We start from the raw sequence: 19,187 nt of genomic DNA, 5'->3' as shown, positions 1-19,187 counted from the left end.
GGTGTCGCCCCGTTTCGGTGAGGTGTGTGGGTGGCTGTGCGTGCACGCACGCAACACTTCGCCACCTTAGAACAGACGAAGGGGACGCCCTCCCCTGCTGGGAGGACGCCCCGCTCGTTGTTCTGTGATCCCTTACGCGTTGACGCCGTGCTCGCGCAGGAGGTCGTTCAGGGCGAGCTTGTCGTGCTCCTGCCCCTCCTCCAGACGCTTGAGCACCAGCAGCACCGGCATACCGAAGTCGCCGCCGGGGAAGCTCTTGGTCCGGTTGGCGGTGACGCACACCGACCAGGCCGGGGCCTCGCCGCGGGGCAGTTCCGCACCGGTCTCGGCGTCGAAGACGCGCGTGGACGAGGTGAGGATGGTGCCCGCACCGAGCTTGGCGCCCTTGCGGACGCGGGCGCCCTCGACGACCATGCTGCGCGAGCCGAGGAAGGCCTCGTCCTCGATGATCACCGGGGAGGCCTGCGGGGGCTCCAGGACGCCGCCGACGCCCACGCCACCGGACAGGTGGACGTTCTCGCCGACCTGCGCGCAGGAACCGACGGTGGCCCAGGTGTCGACCATGGTGCCGGAGCCGACGTAGGCGCCGATGTTGGTGAAGGACGGCATGAGCACGACGCCCGGGGCCAGGAAGGAGCCCCAGCGGGCGATGGCGCCCGCGACGACGCGGACACCGTCGAAGCGGGTCTTCAGCGGCATGCGGTCGTGGTGGTAGAAGTCGCCGACCTGCGACTCCTTCATGTCCAGGACCTTGAAGCCGAGGAGGATGGAGCGCTTGGCGCGCTCGTCGACCACCACATTGTCCGTGGCGGGGTCGACGAAGGCCACACGGGCCTTGCCCTCGTCGATCTGGTCGATGGCGCCGGTGATGATCTCACGCGCCTCGGTGTGGCCGGGGGTCAGTTCGGAGCGCTGCTCCCAGAGTTCGTCGATCTGGTCGGGCAGCGGACTGGTGTACGAGCTGGTCATGTAAACCCACGTTAGCCGCTCCGCGAGGGTGGATGGTCGACGCCCCGCCCACAGGGTTCCTCTGAGGGTTCGTGGTGCCGACTACACTTTCGCCGAGGCTCACCCGGGACCGCCTCCTACAGGAGCCCGGCACGCCCCTCGCACCGACCCGGTCCTCCCCTCGGGCCCGGACACGGTGCGGTCCACCTGTCATCGACCCTTGGTGCGCCCGTGCCCAGTAAACGCCGGAAGTTCTCCGCGTTCGCCAAGATCCTCCTCATCCTCACCTTCGTCTGCGGCCTGTTCGTCGCCGGGGGCTACTACGTGCTGACCACGTTCGAGCCCCTGGACACCCGCGAACGCCCCGACCCGGGCTGCCGTCTGGCGCTGACCGACGGGCGCTATGAGATGGAGATCGCCCAGGCCGTGAACGCGGGCACCGTGGGCGGGGTGGCCTTCAGCCGCGACCTGCCCGAGCACGCGGTGACCGTGGCCTACGCCACGGTGTGGCAGGAGTCCACCTTCTACAACGTGGACTACGGCGACCGGGACTCCCTGGGCCTGTTCCAGCAGCGCCCCTCCCAGGAGTGGGGCGAGCCGGAGGAGATTCTGGACCCGGTCTTCGCCAGCAGGGCGTTCTACGACAGGCTCGTCGAGGTCGACAACTGGGAGGACCGGCCAGTCTACGAGGCCGCCCAGGCGGTCCAGCGCAGTGCCGAGGGGTTCGCCTACGACCAGCACGAGGGCCTGTCCGCCCGGATGGCCGAGGTCTTCACCGGACGTAGCGGCCCCGCGGTGACCTGCTGGTTCGAGGAGGAGACCCTGGACTCGATGCGGGCCGGGGACGCCGACGTGGCGGGCGCCCAGGAGGAGATGGCACGGGTGTTCGGCACCGATCCGGCGCAGCTTCCGGTGGACCCGGACCAGGCCGGCCAGACCGGCGACCTGGGGTGGGCGATGGCCCTGTGGGCCGTAGTGCACGCCGAGGAGTACGGGATCACGTCGGTGACCTACGAGGACCAGCGCTGGGAGGCCTCCGACGGCATGGACAGAGACGAGGCCTGGGCCGAGCTGGAGGACGAGGGCGACCACACCGGCGGCCGCGTGGTCCTGAGGTAGGCACGGAAGCGATCCGGGTACGGCCGGGTCCTGAGAGCTCGGACCCGGCCGCCGGTACTTCTCGGTTACTCGGACAGGCGCTTGACGGCGGTGTCCACGCGCTCGTCGGTGGCGGTGAAGGCCACCCGCACGTGGCGGTCGCCCGCGGCGCCGTAGAACGCGCCCGGAGCGACCAGCATGCCGCGCTCGGCCAGGGCGCCCACGGCGCCCCAGGAGTCGTGGTCGGGGTGGCTGGCCCACAGGTACAGGCCCGCGTCCGAGTGCTCGATGCGCCAGCCCGCCTGTTCGAAGGCGGTGCGCAGCTTGGCGCGGCGGTCCCGGTAGCGCTCCTTCTGCTCGGCGGCGTGCGCGTCGTCGTCCAGGGCGGCCTTCATGGCGGCCTGCACCGGGGCGGGCACGATCATGCCCGCGTGCTTGCGCACGGCGAGGAGTTCGGCGACCAGGTCGGGATCGCCCGCGACGAAGGCGGCACGGTACCCGGCGAGGTTCGAGCGCTTGGACAGCGAGTGCACGGCCAGCAGGTTCTCGTGGGAGTCTCCGCACACGTCCGGGTGCAGGATCGACACGGGCTCCGCGCCGTCCCAGCCGAGGTCGAGGTAGCACTCGTCGGAGGCGACGATCGCGCCCCGCTCGCGGGCCCAGGCCACCACCTTGCGCAGGTGGTCGACGCCCAGCACGCGGCCGGTCGGGTTGCCGGGCGAGTTCACCCACACCAGCTTGACGTCGGCCGGGCCGAGCGAGGTGAGGCCGTCGGAGGGCACCGGGGTGGCCCCGGCGATGCGCGCGCCGACGTCGTAGGTCGGGTAGGCCAGCTCGGGGTGGACCACGGTGTCGCCCGCGCCCAGGCCGAGCAGGGTCGGCAGCCAGGCCACCAGCTCCTTGGAGCCGACGGTGGGCAGCACCGCACCGTCGGCGACGCGCACGCCGTGGCGGCGCTCCAACCAGCCCTGGATGGACGCGCGCAGCTCGGGCGTGCCCCAGGTGAGCGGGTAGCCGGGCGAGTTCGCGGCGTCCGCGAGGGCCTTGCGGAGGTTGTCGGGGACCGGGTCGACGGGGGTGCCCACGGAGAGGTCGACGATGCCGTCGGAGTGGGCCGAGGCCGTTTTCTTGTACGGCGTCAGACGGTCCCACGGGAAAGTCGGGAGCCGATCGGTCACCGGTCGACGTTCACCCATCGGTGCGCACTCCATTCTGAATCACTGCTTGGCCATCCTGATTACTGCCTGCTCGGGCAGGGCGTTGCCGGGGGCGTGTAAGGGCCCCACACAACAGCGTCGCGCCGACCCCCGGCCAGGGGTCGGCGCGACACGTCACGCTTGTTCGGCCTCACACCCACGCAACCTCTGCGCCAAGGGGATGCGGTGGCGGACCGCCGCTACTCGGCCTGCGGAGGCAGCTTGGCGACGATCGGGTGGTCGCGGTCGATCTTGCCGACCTTGGAAGCGCCGCCGGGAGAGCCGAGGTCGTCGAAGAAGTCGACGTTCGCCTTGTAGAACTCGGACCACTGCTCGGGCAGGTCGTCCTCGTAGTAGATGGCCTCCACCGGGCAGACCGGCTCACACGCACCGCAGTCCACGCACTCGTCCGGGTGGATGTAGAGCATGCGGTCGCCCTCGTAGATGCAGTCCACGGGGCACTCGTCAATGCACGCCTTGTCCAGCACATCAACACAGGGCTGCGCGATGACGTAGGTCACGTCGTACTCCTTGTCTCACCCCCGATTACCCACGGGGGAGGCGGGGACCTTCAGAGATCTCCGGACCCGGTCCGACGTGCGGGCGTCGGCTCCGGTCCGAGCTCTGCAAGCAATTGGCACAGATGTCGTACTCCTAGTATGGCGCTGGAGAACACCCATCGCACACTCGGGGGGCCGGATTTCATGCAGTTGCGGGGACGATTGGTCCACAGGATCGTGCCGAATGACCTAGGCAAGCGGGTATCCGTGCGAATCACCCACCCCGGGGGCGGGTTCACCGATATCGTCGGAGTCGTGGAGTCCTGGGCCGAAGGCGTGCTCACACTGCGCAGGAGGGACGACTCGACGGTGGAGGTCCTCGAGGCCGACATCGTCGCGAGCAGGGTCGTCCCCCCGGTTCCCCCGCGGCGGCGTGACGGGCGTCCCCCACAGGCGCCCTGAGGCAGCACGGGGGAAGCACAGGGCACACGGGCGGGATGCGCGCACACGTGTCCGCCCTCCGAACAGCAAAGACGGCCCGACTGCGGCTCACGTGACGAATACGACCCGCCCAGCGGGTCGCGAAGGGGTGCCCATCGGCACCCGCAAGCTGGCATTCTTCGGCCTTTCCGGGGTAGGAGAGGCTCAGCCCCGGCGCGGTGGTTCCCCCAACCGTGACCTCGGGCGGACAACGAAGCACCGAGCCCGGCCGTCCCACCCCTTGGACGGACCGGGCACGAGGTACGCGGGGAGGTGACGCCCATCATGAGGGAGGCGGTCGCGTCCGCACTCGCCGAACTGGCCCGGCGGGACGAGCGGGCTGCCGACATGGCACGGCTGGCTCTGGGCACCCTCGCCCCCGACGGTGAGATCCAGCGGCTCAACCAGCACTCCGTGCAGCGTTTCTGCTGGTACGAGCTGCCCATGCGCTTCCAGAACTCCGCCGACGACTCCCTGTTCACGGTGCGCTCCCTGTGCCACCTCTTCCAGCTGCTCAAGCTGTACCGGTACGCCGGGGTCTGTTCAGCCCCCGAGACCGCCACCCTGCTCGCCCTCTACGACTCCGACCACACCGCGGGTCTGGCCATGTACGAGCGGCTCATGTGGGAGTCCGGGGTGGAACCCCCGGACCTGCCCGAGCTCACCTGGGGCACCGCCGTCGGCGACGTCGAGCTGCACGCCCGCCGGGAGACCGCAGCCGCCCTGGAACTGGCCATCTCCCTCGGCGACATCCGGCCCGGCAAGCGCGGCTGGCGCCCCGCCCAGGAGCGGTTCGCCCGCTCCTTCCTCACCCAGCCCGACCACCGCGGGCTCAGCCACCTGGACCGGATCCGCGAGGAACGGGTCCGCGCCTGGATGTCCTCGTCGTCGCACCCGCACCGGCAGCGGCTGTGGCCGCTGGTGGGCCAGGTGATCGCCGGGGCGGACGTCCCGCGCGGTTCGGACGCCGCGATGGCGCCGCTGCAGCGGCTGCTGGACCTGGCCGCGGACGGGATCGCCCTCACTCAGATCGGGTACATCTCCCCCGGTGTGGTCCGGCAGATGTGCGAGGACTTCGGCTGGTCCACGACCCCCGAACCCCCACGCAGCGAGACCGACGCCACCCAGATCATCGCCCTGCACCAGGTGCTGCGCATCATGCGCGCCGTGCGCCGGTCCGGCCGCCGACTCGAACTCACCCGCCGGGGCCAGCAGCTGCGCGAGGACCCCGACTCCCTCTGGCAAGCCGCCACGGAGACCCTGTGCCGGACCGGCGGCATCCAGCAGGCCGCCGCCGAGACCTTGCTCGGCATGCTGCTGGCCCGTTCACCGCAGGGGCTGGGCTCGCACGCCCGGCGCGGGATCTCCGACGCCGAGGCGGCCGAGCAGGTGCTCACCGAGTCCGGATGGCGCCCGGTGGAACCGCAGGTGGCCGCCGGCCGGCACGCGGCCGCGCACCGGCGCACCGCCGAGACCTCCTCGGACCAGGTGCGCGCGATGGTGATGGCGGTCGGCTGGCTGCTGGAGGCGCTCGGCCTGGTCACCGGGGACGACAGCGACGGCCGCCGGGAACTCACCCCGGCTGGTCGGGCCTTCGCGGTGGCCTGCCTGCACAAGTCCGCGGTGGCGCCGCGCGCGGTGGTCTGAGCCCCGCTGCGAAGGGGTGCGCGTCAGGGCCTAACCTGGATCGCGAACCACCCGCGACCAGCAGGAGCACCATGCCCACGCCCGAGCCGCCCCAGCAGGCGGAATCCGACGACGCGACCGTTCCGGACCCCGAGAACGCGGACTCCGGCCAGGAGCGCGCCGCCGACCCGTGGGATCAGATGCCCGACGACGCCCTGAACGCCGCCGGGGTCGGTGCCGGCTCTGACGCCGAGCCCGAGTCCGGCTCCGGTGTCGAGGCGGCGAAGTCCGGTGAAGAGAAGGACGAGGCGGAGAAGGCCGAGGAGGAGCGGGCCGAGAGCTGGGCGGACTTCCTGCCCAGCCCGATCTTCGTGCTGCTGCTGGGCCTGGCCGGGTTCGCGGGCTGGCTGTCCTGGCGCGCCGTGGAGCTGGACTGGGCAGAGGAGGGAACCGCGGTCACCCCGTTGATCCCGCCGCTGCTGATCCTGATCGGGTGGATCGTCTCGGTGGCCGTGCACGAGTTCGCGCACGCCCTGACCGCCTACCTCGCCGGTGACCGCTCCCTGCGCGGTAGCGCCTACCTGCGGCTCAACCCGTTCGCCTACCGGGAGGCCTTCGGCGGTCTGGTGCTGCCGGTGGTGTACCTGGGACTGGGCGGGTTCGGCCTAAACGGACCGCCCACCTACGTGGACTGGGAGCGGATTCCGAGCCGCGGCCGCCGGATCGCGGTGGCGCTGGCCGGTCCGCTGGCCAGCCTGCTGATGGCGGCCGTGCTGGCGGTCACCGTCACTTTGCTGGTGCCGCCCGGCCAGGACAGCGTGAACTGGGCGATCGCCGCGATGGCCTTCCTCGTCTTCGCCAACCTGACCAGCGCGATCGTCAACCTGCTGCCGTTGCCGGGCCTGGACGGCTACCACGTCCTGGCCGCCTTCCGCAGCGCCAAGTGGACCGCGTTCGCCAAGGTCAACGGGCTGTTCTGCTCCATCGCGGTGTTCGCGGTGCTGTGGCTGCCGGTGGTCCGGGACCTGTTCGAGAGTGCCGTCTACTCGCTGTCCGAGCTGCTCCTGCCGAACGACAACGCCACCGGGATGATGTTCCTCGGCAAGCTGCTGCTCCAGTTCTGGGAGTAGGCGCAAGAATCGGCTAGGCGCCCGAGACCTGGGGCTGGGCCTGGGGTGTGGTGCGCGGCGGCAGCACGAAGCTGCGCATCACCCCGGCGGCCAGGGCGATCATGGAGCCGAACAGGAAGACGTAGTTCACCGGCTTGCCGGAGAACACGATGCTGCCGCCGACGGTGTAGCCGATCATCGCCAACATCATCGCGACGAAGCCGACCGCGAAGCCCAGGGCTCCGGACTGGCGGCGGCTGCCCCAACCGGCGAGACGGCACAGCGCGTACAGCGCCACCAGGTAGGCGACCACCGCAGCCACTCCCCCGACCTGCACGGTCAGGCCCAGGTCCCAGAAGTGGGAGACCCAGCCCATCGAGAACCCGGACATCAGCCCCACGGCTGCTCCCGCGAAGAGCAGGACCGCGAAGGAGAGCACGGTCATCGCCGCGGACGCGAACGGGTGGGGGCTACTGTGCGGCGCTGCGGCCGTTTCAGGAGTGGTCACGGAAAACGAGGGTAGGCGCTCCCGGAGGGGACGGCGTCACAGCCCCTCGGCTCACAGTCCAGCGAAGAGGTCCGTCTCGTAGCCGTCCTCCCCCGTCTTGGGCGGCGGGCCCATCAGCAGGGTGTAGTGCTCGACGGCGTCGATCTCCTGGGCGATGTCGTTGGAGAGCGCGAACCGCTCCCCGTCCACGGTGATCTGGGTGGCGTGCGCCCGCATGGCCAGGGCCTTGGCCGCCCAGTGGTCGGTGGCGTCGATCCGAGTGGTGACGATCGCGTCGGGGGTGCCCCGCGCGATGTCGGACACCTCCTTGGGCGGGGTGAAGGGGCCCGCCTCCTCGTTGAGCCGCGCGATGGACTCCTCGATGCGGGAGACCGGCTGGGCGATCGCGTAGAGCTTGCTGACCTGCCAGGGCGTGCCGGGCATGGCCCGCTCGTTGGCCTTGGCGCAGGCCAGGCGAGTGACCCGGTGGGTCTGGATGTGATCTGGGTGACCGTAGCCGCCGTGTTCGTCGTAGCTGACCAGCACGTGCGGGCGGACCTCGCGGATGATCTCGGCCAGGCTCCTGGCCGCCTCCTCCACGTCCGCTCCCCAGAACGCGTCGGGGTGGCCGTTGGTGGGGCCGCCCATCATCCCGGAGTCCCGGTAGTGCCCGGGGCCGACGAGGAAGCGGTGGTCGCGCACGCCCAGGGCCAGGCAGGCCTTGTCGAGCTCCCCGATCCGGTACTCGCCCAGCGTGTCCTCGCGGTCGGAGGTCAGGTGGGCCAGGTCGTCCGGGATGACCTCCCCCTCCTCGCCCAGCGTGCAGGTCACCAGGGTGACCCCGGCCCCCTCGGCCGCGTACTTCGCCAGCGTCGCACCGGTGACGATGCTCTCGTCGTCCGGGTGCGCGTGCACCATCATCAGTCGCCTGTCCATCACGCAGCGAACAATACCGTCCGGATGCGCTTTTCCCTGCCCAAACACCCGAATCGGCATGCCGGAACGGCGGAGGGGCGGGCACGGGCGGCGAGCGTTCGACGGGCGGGCGAGCGGCGCGGCACCGTGGAACGGTCCGTGGGTGGAATGGGACACAATCGGCGTATGAGCTTTCCTCGCCAACAGGCCCGAACCCAGCGCTTCACGATCGGAGTCCCGCGCGCGTTCCAGATCTCCCCAGACGGGGAGCGCGTCACCTTCCTGCGCGGACGCAGCGGTACCGACAAGGCGACCTGTCTGTGGTCGTACTCCACCGAGACGGGCACCGCTTCGGTGCTCGCCGACCCCAAGGCCCTCGGCGCCGACGACGAGAACCTGCCCCCGGAGGAGCGGGCCCGCCGCGAGCGGATGCGCGAGCACGGCGGCGGCATCGTCTCCTACACCGTGGACGACGCCTTCACCCGCGCGGTGTTCACGCTGTCCGGCCGGGTGTTCTACGTGGACCTGGTCGGCGACGACAGCACCCCGTGCGAGCTTCCGGTGGCCAGCCCGGCCGTGGATCCGCGGATCAACCCGGCCGGTGACCGAGTGGCCTACGTGCACAAGGGCGCGGTCCGGGTGATCGACATCGCCGACGAGGACGACCCGGACCGGGACCGCGTGCTCGTAGAGCCGGACGGCGAGAACGTCACCTGGGGCCTGGCCGACCTGGTCTCCGCCGAGGAGATGAACCGGGTGCGCGGGTTCTGGTGGGCGCCGGACGGCCGTTCGCTGGCGGTCAGCCGGGTGGACGAGTCGGAGGTGAACCGCTGGTTCGTCGGCGACCCGAACCAGCCCGGCCAGGAGCCGCAGCCGCTGCGCTACCCGGCGGCCGGTACCGCCAACCCGGACGTGCGGCTGGCCGTACTGCCGGTGCCCTCGGCGACCGAGTACCGGCGGGACGGCCGCACCGAGCCCACGCCGATCGAGTGGGACCGCGAGGCCCTGCCGTACCTGCCCACCGTGGACTGGACCAGCGGCCCGGACGGCAACCCGGTCCTGGTGTTCACCGCGCAGAGCCGCGACCAGCGCACCCTCACCCTGTTCAGCGCCGACCCCGCGACCGGGTTGGTCTCGCAGACCCGCACCGAGAGCGACGGCGTGTGGGTGGAGATCATGCCGGGCGTGCCCGCGTTCACGGCGTCGGGCGAACTGGTGTGGATCGGCCGCGACGGTGCCGGGGGAGAGCGCCGGGTGTACGTGGGCGATCGCGCCGTGAGCGGCGACGATGTGTACGTGCGCGGTGTGGTGGACGTGGACGGCGACCGGGTGCTGTTCTCCGGCTCCCCCGCCGGCCGGGCCGGGGACGTGTCCCTGTGGTTGGCCGACACCCGGCAGGGCACCTGCGCCCCGCTGGAGCTGCCGGACGGTTTCGGGGAGTCGGGTGGTGCCGACGACGGCCACGGCGGCGTGCGCGCCGGTCGGCTGCGCGGTGACACCCTGGTGGTGCAGCACCGCTCGCTGGACTTCACCGGGGTGCGGACCCTGGTGGTCCGCAACGCCAGTACCGAGACCCGCCGCACCCACGGTGAGGTGGAGAGCCTCGCCGAGACCCCGGAACTCCCGGACGTGCGTGTGAAGACCTGGCTGGCCGGGGAGCGGAAGATCCCGACCGCGCTGATCCTGCCGTCCTGGTACCGGGAGGGCGAGGACCCGCTTCCGGTGCTGATGGCCCCGTACGGCGGCCCGCACGCCCAGCGGGTGCTCAACGCGCGCGGCGCCTTCCTGTCCTCCCAGTGGTTCGCGGAGCAGGGCTTCGCGGTCCTCATCGCGGACGGGCGCGGCACCCCGGGTGTGGGCCTGGCCTACGAGCAGGCGGTCCACCACGACCTCGCCGAGCCGGTCCTGGAGGACCAGGTGGCGGCGCTGGAGGACGCGGCGGAGCGGTTCGGCTGCCTGGACCTGACCCGGGTCGGCATCCACGGGTGGTCGTTCGGCGGCTACCTCGCGGCGCTGGCGGTGCTGCGCCGCCCAGACGTGTTCCACGCGGCGGTCGCCGGTGCCCCGGTGATCGACTGGTCGCTGTACGACACGCACTACACCGAGCGCTACCTGGGCACCCCGCAGGAGCAGGCGCGGGTGTACGCCGACTCGTCGCTGATGGCGGACGCCGCCAAGCTGGAGCGGCCGCTGATGCTGATCCACGGCCTGATCGACGACAACGTGGTCTTCGCGCACACCCAGCGAATGTCCGAGGCCCTCCTGGCCGCGGGCCGCCCGCACACGGTGCTGCCGCTGGCGGGCGTGACCCACAGCCCGTCGGACCCGGTCACGGCGGAGAACCTGCTGCTGTTGCAGGTGGACTTCCTGAAGGAGAACCTCAGGGGCGCGTAGCCCCGGGGAGGTTCGACGCGGGTCCCGGCGCCGGAAAAGGCACCGGGACCCGCGCGAACGGTTCAAGGACGGTGAGAACCAGCCGGTGGATCAGGGCTGGATCTCGGACTCCTCGGGGATGTAGACCTCCACGGGTTCGTTGAACCGGAAGAAATCGATGTGGTGGTAAAAGGTCAAGTGCTCACCGGACTCGGCGGTGCGCCCCTCCTCGTCCAGAGCCGTCAACGCCAGTCGCACCGGCTCCCCCTGGTCGGAGACCCAGAGTTCGAAGTCCGTCGCCTGCACGGTTCTGGTCCAGCCCATCTCGTGGGTGAGGGTTCCGGTGTAGTGGTGTCCACCCCGCTCTTGCGGGTCGACGTCGCCCAGGAGCTCCTCGGGGTAGTACAGGTCCTCGCCCGCTTCGAGGAGCGTGCTCTGCCCCTCGTAGGTGACCTCGGCGTCCCCGGACAGGAGCTCCTCCATGAGGCGAAGCAGTGTTTCCCACTCCGCTCGGGCGTTCTCAGCGGGTTCGGCGTCGGGCCCGGGGTGGTAGTACATGAACTCGTGATCGCTGAACGCTGGCCCCTGAACAGTGTTGATGTGCACGGTCTCGTCCAGGTCCGGCCCCAGAGCGAGTACGCCTCCCGCGGTGGGGCCGATGAACCAGTGCCGGGACAGGGCCGGTTCCGGATCCTCCGTGTACCGGTATTGGGTTGACGGGTTGTGACCGACGTCGTTGGTGAGGAAGATTTCGTAGGTGGTGAAGCTGGAGGCCTCCAGCGCGATGTCGATGGCCTCTGTCACCACGGCTTCGAAGTCCTCCGGGTCTCTGTCGACCGCGAGCCTGTCATCCTCCTCCTCAGGTTCCTCGGCGGCCACCGTCTGCTCGGCCGGGGCGTCGTCCCGGAGATACCAGGCCCCGGCCGCCGCAGCCCCACCGATCAGCGTCAACGTGCCCAGGACGGCCACGGCCCCCTTGACCCCGGTCAGGGCACCGAGCACCCCACCGCTACCCGCAGCCCCGGCACCAGCACCAGCACCAGCACCAGCACCAGCACCAGCACCAGCGGCCATGCTGGTCACTCCGCCGGTCGCACTCACGGCGCCACCGGCGGTTCCGGCAGTGGCCATCCCCGAAGCAGCCCCTGCACCCGCCGCTCCGGAACCCGCGACGCCTGACCCCAGCGTGCCCGCGCCGACCACACCCAGGCCCAATGCCGACGCCGCTCCCAGGGCGGCAGCCCAACGGGCCGGATCGTGTCCGGCCGCGTCCACTCCGCGCCAGTAATCGGCCAGCATCCCGCGCAGCACCCGCTGCGTACGAGGACGGTCGGGCACCGCCCCAGCGTGGAGCTCGGTCTCCACAGTCACGGGCGGCAGCAGCTCGGTCAGCAGATCGACCGCGGAAGGCCGATCGGAAGCGGACACCGACAGCGCCCGCTCCACCAGGGACAACAGATCCTCAGGGACGCCCTCGACGTCATAGGTACCGGCCTGGACCCGGGCAGCCAGATCCACTGGGCTCCCCGAACCGAAAGGCGCCCGACCGCTGGCGGCCAGGGTCACCAGACCACCCCAGGCGAACACGTCCGCCGCCGGATCGGCGGCCGCCCCCGTATAACGCTCAGGCGCCGACCAGCCCGGAGTTCCATAGGAAGCCGACGCGTCCTGTTCCGGGTCGGTGCCGATCTCGACCGCGATCCCGAAGTCCACGATCTTCGGCCCGTCCGGGGCCAGGATGACGTTGCCCGGCTTGATATCGCGGTGCGCGATCCCCGCCGAGTGCAAAGTGGCCAAGCCTTCGGCCATACCCAGCGCGAACGTACGCAGCATGTCACCCGACAGCGGCCCGAACTCCCGCACATGCCGGTTCAGATCCCGGCCGGGCACATAATCGAAAGCCAACCACGGCACCGGCGCCGACGGGTCCGCGCCGTGCAGCCGGGCGGTACTGATCCCATCAGCCCGGCGCAGCATCTGCACCTCGCGGGCGAACGCCTCCCGATGCCCGGGCCGGTCCGCGTACTTCGCGTGCACGGTCTTGAGCGCGATACAGGTGCCGCCGGGATCCAGGGCCGCGTACACCACACCCATACCCCCGGCCCCGATCCGGCCCACCAGCCGGAAGATGCCGATCTGGCGGGGATCGCTCTCGGTCAGCGGCTCAAGGCCGGGCGGCAGACCGGGCCCGGAGGGCGGGCCCGGTGTGTGGTCTGACTCCCCGACGGGGTCGGGGTGCGGCGGGGGGACGGGCCCCTCGGCCGGTGTGGGGGACGTGCTCATCGTTGCCTTTCCCGATGCTGGGGATGCTGGGGGTGGTGGAGTGCTGGGCCGATACGGAGTTCCATGTGTTCGCCCCGTGTGAGCCCTCCGTCACCGCAGAAGTTCTCCCCGGCATCGGAGAACCCCCTCGGTCCCGAGGCCGGAAAACAGGGGACGCAGGTCAGGACGGAACTCACCCAGGAAGAATCTCGGATTCGTCGGGGACCTCGGTCTCTACGGGCTGGTCGAAAATGACCACGACGACCTCCCAGCCCTCGCAGTCCTTGCGGTATCCCCTCCGGGGCCGGTGAGTCGGAGAGGATACGACAGACAAACCGTTCGTGCGCGCGCTGTACGAAGGGCGGCTTCCCGGGCGCAGCGTAGGCGACCGTCTCGGCTCAGGCGAAAAGGTCCGAGGCGGGACTCGTATGCCGCCCCCGGTACCGCCCGGACCCTGGTGTCCGCTCCCGAGGAGGCCGGGACCGGCAACCGCGGGCCGGATGGCCCAGGGCCCGGACGGCGTGATGCACACGGCAGGTACGGCCCCTGGGCCAGAAGCAGGCCCGGCTAGTTGACGCCGGGCCACTCGGGCAGGATCTCCGACTCCTCGGGGATGTAGATGTCCCTGGGCTCGTTGAAGGTGTAGTCGCGGGTCACCGTGAAGGTGGTCCCCGGGTCGTCCTCAGGGTGCTCCAGGTAAACATAGGACCCGGCCCCGCCCATGCGCAGCGGATACCCCTCGTCGTCCAGCCACAGGTCGAAGGAGACGGCCACGGCCGCCATGTCCTCGTTCTGTGCCTCTTCGACGTAGGTTCCGCTGTAGAGGTGCCCTTCGGCTTCCTCGAACTCCAGACCGTAGCTGGGGGTGTCCCAGAACTCCGACTCGTAGGGGACCCGGCTACGCCCCTGGTACGCCACCTCGGACTCGGATCCCGGCTCCAGGATCCACTCCAGATCCCGGGTGAGACCCTCTCTCAGGTCGTTGTCGCTCTCGCTCCCGGGCTCGGCCGCGTAGTACTGGATGACAGGGGCGGCACCGGCTTCCGGATGGTCGATCCAGCCGTTGGTCGTCTCCTCCAGCTCGTCCCCCTGGCGCAGGGTGACCGAGGTCCCGAACGGACCATAACTCTTGTTCTGGATGGCCCGGACCGGGTCCTCGGTGTACTCGACGGTGTAGACCACCGGATCGCCGCCCTCCCGATCGACCACGTTCTCGTGCCGGTACACGTAGTCCGACGCGGCCAGCATCAGTTCGATGGTCTCGGCGACCACGGCCTCGGCGTCCTCGGGGTTGGTCTGGACCAGCGGGCCGCTGGGCTCGTCGGTCTCTTCCGCCGCCTCGTTCCCTCCTTCGTCCTCGGCGGAACCGGCCATCCAGGGGATCCGGTCGGAGTAGACCAGGCCGCCGACAAGCGCGACCACCAGTACAGCCGCCGTGACCGACAGCCACAGACCCCGGCGTGACCGGCGCACCCGGCGCACACCCGGGTCGGCCACCGCCGTCCACTCGGTGGCCAACAGCTCGGGCACGATCCGGGTGGAGTCCGTGCTCTGCCCCTGCTCCGCCACCAGGGTGGGCGACAGCGCGCCGCCCGGCATGATCCGGGTCGCCGACCAACCACGGGTCAGCTCCGCCAGGGATTCGTCCGCCCGTGGACGTTCCCGCGGGTCCTTGGCGAGCGCGCGGCGCACCAGCACCAGCAGGTGCTCCGGGACACCTTCCAGGTCCGGCTCCTCGTGCCTGCTGCGGTGGATGACCCCGTCCACGGTCCCGCCGCCGAAGGGGTCCCGTCCGGTCGCCGCCACCGCGACCAGCCCGCCCCAGGCGAACATGTCGGTGTAGCCGGTGGCGTCGGCGCCCTCGTACCGTTCGGGGGCCACCCACCCGGGGGTCCCGTGCAGGCCACCGGTGGCGGTGAGCACGGTCCCGTCCGCGGCACGGGCAATCCCGAAGTCCAACACCTTGGGCCCGTCGGGGGCCAGGATCACGTTCCCAGGTTTGAGGTCGCGGTGCACCACACCGGCACCGTGGATCGCGGTCAGCGCCTCGGCCAGACCGACCGCGAGCGCGGTGAGCATGCCACCGCTCAGCGGCCCGTGCTTCTTGACGTGCTGGCGCAGGGTCAGACCGGGGACGTACTCGGTGGCCATCCACGGGGTGGCGGCGGTGACGTCAGCGCCGAGGAAAGCCGGGGCACAGGTGGCCCGGACTCGGGAGACCAGACCGACCTCGCGGGCGAACCGGGCCCGAAAGTCCGGATCGGCGGCGAACTGGGAGTGGACCACCTTGACCGCCGCGGTCTGCCCGGTGTCCGTGAGTCCGGCGTAGACCGCGCCCATGCCACCGGCACCGATCCGTCCGACCACCCGGTAGTCACCGAGGCGTTCGGGGTCGCCGCTCCCGGGCGGGTCCACACCGGGTGGCAGGTGCTCGCGGTCGAAGGGGATGTTGCTGGTCATCGTGGTTTCCTGTTCAGGAGGGGGAAGGGATCGGGATCGGGGAAAGGTCAGGGGCGGGGTTCAGGGGGCAGGGGCGCCGGGGTTCGGGGGTCACTCGGGGCGGGTGCCCTCGCCGTCCCACAGCTGGCGCAGGTTGGGTTCGTAGACACAGTGGTTCAGCGGGGAGCCGTCGGTGAGGGTCGCGTCGACGGGGGTGGCCTCGACCGGGTCGGGCGTGAAGAAATCCTCGCCCAACGCCCAGCCCCGCCAGTGATAACAGATCCCGCCCGGGTAACCGACCTCCGGATCCGGAGTGGAGACCGCCTCGGCAGGGGTGTAGAAGACGGCCATGGCGTGGTCACCCGCCGAACCGCGGTCAGTCGCAGCCCCGCCTACGAAGGTCAGTTCGAACTCCGCCGTGGGTTCCTCCGGGGAGAGCGTGGCGAGGCTTCCGCCGCTGTTCGCGACGGTGGCCTGCATGTACTCCGCACCGGGCTCGATAAACCAGACCCGCGCGAACTCGTGGCTGTACACCTGGAGCGAGCCGAAGTCCGGCAGGTACTCGGCGGTGACGTTGACGATGAGGGTCTGGGACTGGAGCCAGGAGTGCTCCCCCATGTCGAACCGCACCTGCTCCAGGGTCTGCCCTGCCTCGCCGTCCTCCAGGGAGCGGACGAGGACGTCACCGGCGTCCGTGTCGGGAACCACGGTCACGGTTCCGTTCTCGTAGAGGTCCCGGTACTCCTCGGGGACGTCCTCGGCAGGCACTCCGTCGGCTGTGGTCACGGTGGTGTCCGTCGCACCGTCGGAGAGATCACCCGGCGGTCCACCGCCGATCCGCCCGTCAACCCCCGCCCAGACCCCGCCCGCGGCGACCAGGGCGAGCACGCACCCGGCCGCGCCGACGGCCAGGCGTCCACGGTAGCGCCGGGCCCAGGAACGGCGGGGCGGGGCGTACAGCCGCCAGGGATCATCCGCCGGGGCGGGAAGCGGCGCGCCGGTTCCGGGCCCGGCTGCTGTCCCGGACCCGTGCGCGGCCAGGGCCGGGTCGTTCAGGAGCCCGGCGGCGTCGGGGCGGTGCGCGGGGTCCTTGGCCAGGGACCGCCCCACCGTCTCGCGCAGCCCGGCGGGGAGCGCCTCCAGGGACGGCTGGGCCGACAGCACTCGCGAGACCACCACATCAGAGGCGGCCGTGCCGAAGGGACCGGCCCCGGTTGCTGCGTAGGCGACCAGACCGCCCCAGGCGAAAACGTCCGAGCGGTCGGTGGCCTCCGCGCCGCGGTACTGCTCAGGCGAGATCCACCCGGGCGTGCCGACCAGGCCGCCGGTACGGGTCAGCGCGGTCTCCTCCACCGCGCGGGCGATCCCGAAGTCCAACACCTTCGGCCCCTCAGGGGCCAGGATCACATTGCCCGGCTTCAGGTCACGGTGCACCACACCGGCGGCGTGGATCGCCGCGAGCGCCTCGGCCACCCCTGCGGCGAAGAAGGCCAGCGCCGGGCCGCGGAGGGGCCCGTACCGGCGCACGTGCTCGTCGAGGGTGAGGCCAGGCACGTACTCGGTGGCCAACCAGGGCGGGTCAGCCCTGGTATCAGCGCTGAGGAAGGCCGGGAGCGCACGCGCGCGCACCCGGCGGAGCATCTTCACCTCACGAGCGAACCGGTCCCGGAATTCCCGGTCGGCGGTGTGGGAGCGGTGCACGCACTTGACCGCCGCCCGCCGCCCGCGTCCGTCCAGCGCCGCGTACACCACACCCATGCCACCGGAGCCAAGGCGTCCGAGCAGGCGGAACGATCCGAGGTGGCGAGGGTCGTCGGCGGCCAGGGGAAGCACACCGGGAGGAGACTGGGGTTCGGAGACCGGGAGGTGAGATGCGGGGCGCCCGGAAGCCGGGGGTTCGGTGGAAGGGTTCATTCGGGGGAAGGTCTCTCAGTCAGGAAGGGGCCAGAGACGGGTCAGGGCCGCTCGGGGTGGATTTCGGACTCGTCGGGGATCCCGACGTCCACGTGCTGGTCGAACTGGAAGTAGTCCATCCGATGGGCGATGCGAAGGGCTTCGCCGCCGTCGGTGATGCCCCCGGGAACAGCCTCCAAGGAGAGCCGTACCGGGTGGCCCTCCGAGGAGATCCAAAGCTCGAACTCCGCCGCCACGGGTTCGGAAAACAGGTGTACCGGAAAAACGTGCGCCAACGTCCCGGTGTAGTGGTGCCCGCCGCGTTCGAGGGCGTCCTCGTCACCCATCAGTTCCCGGGGGATGTACTCGTCGTCGAACGTGCCCTGGCCCTCGTAGGAGACCTGCGCGTCCTCGGCCAGGACCACCTCCATGGTGAGGAGCATCTCCTCCCATTCCTTCCGGGGTTCCCTCAGCCGGTCGGTGCCGGGGCCCGGGTCCAGGAAGTACTCCTTGACGCTCCCGGTGAACGTTTCCGTCGGCCTGTCGGTGAAGTACACGAACTCGTTCAGTTCCGGCCCCAGGGCGAGCACACCTTGCCCGTGGGGTCCGAGATACATGGTCCGGCTCATGGCCGGTCGCGGGTCCTCGCTGTACAGGTAACGGGTCGGCATGAAGTCGCCGGGACTGTTGGAGATGAATTGCTCGTAGGTGGTGAAGCTGGAGGCTTCCAGGGCAAGGTCGATCGCCTCGGTGACCACCGCGTCGATGTCCTCCGGGTCCTCGGCGACGGTCGGGCCGGAGGGTTCTTCCGCCGCGTCCTCCTGCATGCTGTTCCCGGCCGCCGCGGTGTCCGCCGGGTCGTCCCCGGCTCCGGGGCGGGCCAGTGCCCAGCCGCCGAGCAGGGCGACGACCAGCACGGCCGCGGTTCCGGCGAGCGCTGCGGGTCTGCGGACGCGGTGCACCCGCTGGGGTTCGGGGGCGGTGATCCCGGTCCACTCGGCGGACAGGAGCGCGGACACCGCCTCGGGCGGGTCCTCCCCCTCGCCCGCCGTGAGCTCCTGGAGGAGTTCCAGCGCGGTGGGCCGCTCACCCGGTTCAGCCACCAGGGCACGCCGGACCAGCGGTGCCAGGTGCGCGGGGACGGCACCGAGTTCGGGTTCGGTCGCGGTGTCCCCGGAGGGCTCCCAGCCGGTGGCGGCGAAGCGCACCAGAGCACCCCAGGCGTACACGTCGGCGTAGCCGGTGATCCCGGTGGCGGGGGCGCCTTCGGGGGAACCCTGTTCGGGCGCGGCCCAGCGCGGGGCGGAGATCGGTTTCCCGGTGGCCCGGGCGACCCCGAGGCCCACCACCTTCGGTCCTTCCGGGGCCAGGATCACCTTGGTCGGGTCCAGGGCCAGGTGCGTGGCCCCTGCGGAGTGTCCGGCGGCCAGGGACTCGGCCAGCCCCGCGGCCAGAGCGGTGAGCATGCCGCCGGTCAGCGGACCGTGCTCGGCGACGTGCGCGGCCAGGGTCCGGCCGGGCACGTAGGCGGTGGCCAGCCAGGGCTGCGCCGCCCGGACGTCCGCTCCCCGGTAGGCGGCGGTGCACAGGGCCCGGACCCGGACGAGGCGGCCGACCTCCGCGGCCATCCGGGAACGCACGTCCGGGACGTCGGCCAGCGCCGCGGGTATCAGTCGGACCGCGGCGGGGACCCCGTCACCGTCCACCCCGAGCAGCACGGTGCCCGCGGCGTCCCGGGTGATCCGGCCGACGATCCGGTAGGCGCCCAGCCGGTCGGGGTCGCCCTTGGCCGGGGGCGCGACCCCCGGTGGCAGGAAGTCACGGTCGAAGCGGGCACTGGTCTCGGCGGACATGGGGGCTT

At 71.1% G+C, this 19,187-nt stretch carries 14 protein-coding genes; 5 read left to right on the top strand and 9 right to left on the bottom strand.

From position 1 onward, the window contains the following. Nucleotides 1-132: 132 nt before the first annotated feature. Nucleotides 133-969 (bottom strand): 2,3,4,5-tetrahydropyridine-2,6-dicarboxylate N-succinyltransferase, encoded by an 837-nt coding sequence (locus D457_RS0121945; RefSeq protein ID WP_017582828.1) that lies wholly within the window; start codon nt 967-969, stop codon nt 133-135. A gap of 210 nt (nt 970-1,179) precedes the next feature. Here D457_RS0121945 and D457_RS0121940 point away from each other — a divergent pair, with 210 nt between their 5' ends. Beyond that, nucleotides 1,180-2,067 carry a hypothetical protein gene (locus tag D457_RS0121940; protein WP_017582827.1) on the top strand — a complete coding sequence of 296 codons (888 nt, stop codon included), beginning with the start codon at nt 1,180-1,182 and terminating at the stop codon, nt 2,065-2,067. Between the two features lie 65 nt (nt 2,068-2,132). On the opposite strand, the gene dapC is transcribed toward D457_RS0121940, so the two are convergent. After that, complete coding sequence (gene dapC / locus D457_RS0121935) at nt 2,133-3,242, bottom strand: succinyldiaminopimelate transaminase (RefSeq protein WP_017582826.1); 1,110 nt, start codon at nt 3,240-3,242, stop codon at nt 2,133-2,135. A gap of 200 nt (nt 3,243-3,442) precedes the next feature. Then, complete coding sequence (gene fdxA, locus D457_RS0121930) at nt 3,443-3,763, bottom strand: ferredoxin (protein ID WP_014908468.1); 321 nt, start codon at nt 3,761-3,763, stop codon at nt 3,443-3,445. A 183-nt stretch (nt 3,764-3,946) separates the two neighbouring features. Here fdxA and D457_RS0121925 point away from each other — a divergent pair, with 183 nt between their 5' ends. The 3 genes from D457_RS0121925 to D457_RS0121915 all read left to right on the top strand — a co-directional run bounded on the left by D457_RS0121925 (nt 3,947) and on the right by D457_RS0121915 (nt 6,978). Next, nucleotides 3,947-4,204, top strand: coding sequence for a putative acetyltransferase (locus D457_RS0121925; RefSeq protein WP_017582825.1), 258 nt, complete (start codon nt 3,947-3,949; stop codon nt 4,202-4,204). A gap of 303 nt (nt 4,205-4,507) precedes the next feature. After that, on the top strand, nt 4,508-5,869 hold the full coding sequence (locus D457_RS0121920; RefSeq protein ID WP_017582824.1) for a hypothetical protein: 1,362 nt from the start codon (nt 4,508-4,510) through the stop codon (nt 5,867-5,869). 71 nt (nt 5,870-5,940) lie between these two features. Further along, nucleotides 5,941-6,978, top strand: coding sequence for a site-2 protease family protein (locus D457_RS0121915; RefSeq protein ID WP_017582823.1), 1,038 nt, complete (start codon nt 5,941-5,943; stop codon nt 6,976-6,978). 13 nt (nt 6,979-6,991) lie between these two features. On the opposite strand, the gene D457_RS33120 is transcribed toward D457_RS0121915, so the two are convergent. Further along, complete coding sequence (locus D457_RS33120) at nt 6,992-7,465, bottom strand: hypothetical protein (protein ID WP_239646181.1); 474 nt, start codon at nt 7,463-7,465, stop codon at nt 6,992-6,994. 51 nt (nt 7,466-7,516) lie between these two features. Continuing rightward, nucleotides 7,517-8,383, bottom strand: coding sequence for an N-acetyl-1-D-myo-inositol-2-amino-2-deoxy-alpha-D-glucopyranoside deacetylase (gene mshB / locus D457_RS0121905; RefSeq protein WP_193374531.1), 867 nt, complete (start codon nt 8,381-8,383; stop codon nt 7,517-7,519). A 162-nt stretch (nt 8,384-8,545) separates the two neighbouring features. Between mshB and D457_RS0121900 the strand changes: the two genes are divergently transcribed. Further along, the gene (locus D457_RS0121900; RefSeq protein ID WP_017582820.1) at nt 8,546-10,753 is read left to right on the top strand and encodes a S9 family peptidase; all 2,208 of its coding nucleotides are present in this window, start codon (nt 8,546-8,548) and stop codon (nt 10,751-10,753) included. Nucleotides 10,754-10,843: 90 nt separating this feature from the next. Here D457_RS0121900 and D457_RS0121895 read toward each other — a convergent pair whose 3' ends face one another. From D457_RS0121895 to D457_RS0121880, 4 genes are all read right to left on the bottom strand, one after another. Then, the gene (locus D457_RS0121895; RefSeq protein WP_017582819.1) at nt 10,844-13,015 is read right to left on the bottom strand and encodes a serine/threonine protein kinase; all 2,172 of its coding nucleotides are present in this window, start codon (nt 13,013-13,015) and stop codon (nt 10,844-10,846) included. A 546-nt stretch (nt 13,016-13,561) separates the two neighbouring features. Then, nucleotides 13,562-15,454 carry a serine/threonine-protein kinase gene (locus D457_RS0121890; protein WP_017582818.1) on the bottom strand — a complete coding sequence of 631 codons (1,893 nt, stop codon included), beginning with the start codon at nt 15,452-15,454 and terminating at the stop codon, nt 13,562-13,564. A gap of 90 nt (nt 15,455-15,544) precedes the next feature. Further along, nucleotides 15,545-17,347 (bottom strand): serine/threonine-protein kinase, encoded by a 1,803-nt coding sequence (locus D457_RS0121885; RefSeq protein ID WP_083926828.1) that lies wholly within the window; start codon nt 17,345-17,347, stop codon nt 15,545-15,547. Nucleotides 17,348-17,388: 41 nt separating this feature from the next. After that, a complete protein-coding gene (locus D457_RS0121880) occupies nt 17,389-19,179 on the bottom strand; it encodes a serine/threonine protein kinase (RefSeq protein ID WP_026116892.1) in 1,791 nt (596 codons plus the stop codon). Between the last annotated feature and the right edge of the window lie 8 nt (nt 19,180-19,187).

Origin of the sequence: Nocardiopsis valliformis DSM 45023, from assembly GCF_000340985.1 — a bacterium.
In the GTDB taxonomy this organism is placed as follows: Bacteria; Actinomycetota; Actinomycetes; order Streptosporangiales; family Streptosporangiaceae; genus Nocardiopsis; species Nocardiopsis exhalans.
The sequence above is the reverse complement of the archived record's forward strand: the minus strand, read 5'-3'. Positions and strand labels throughout refer to the sequence as shown.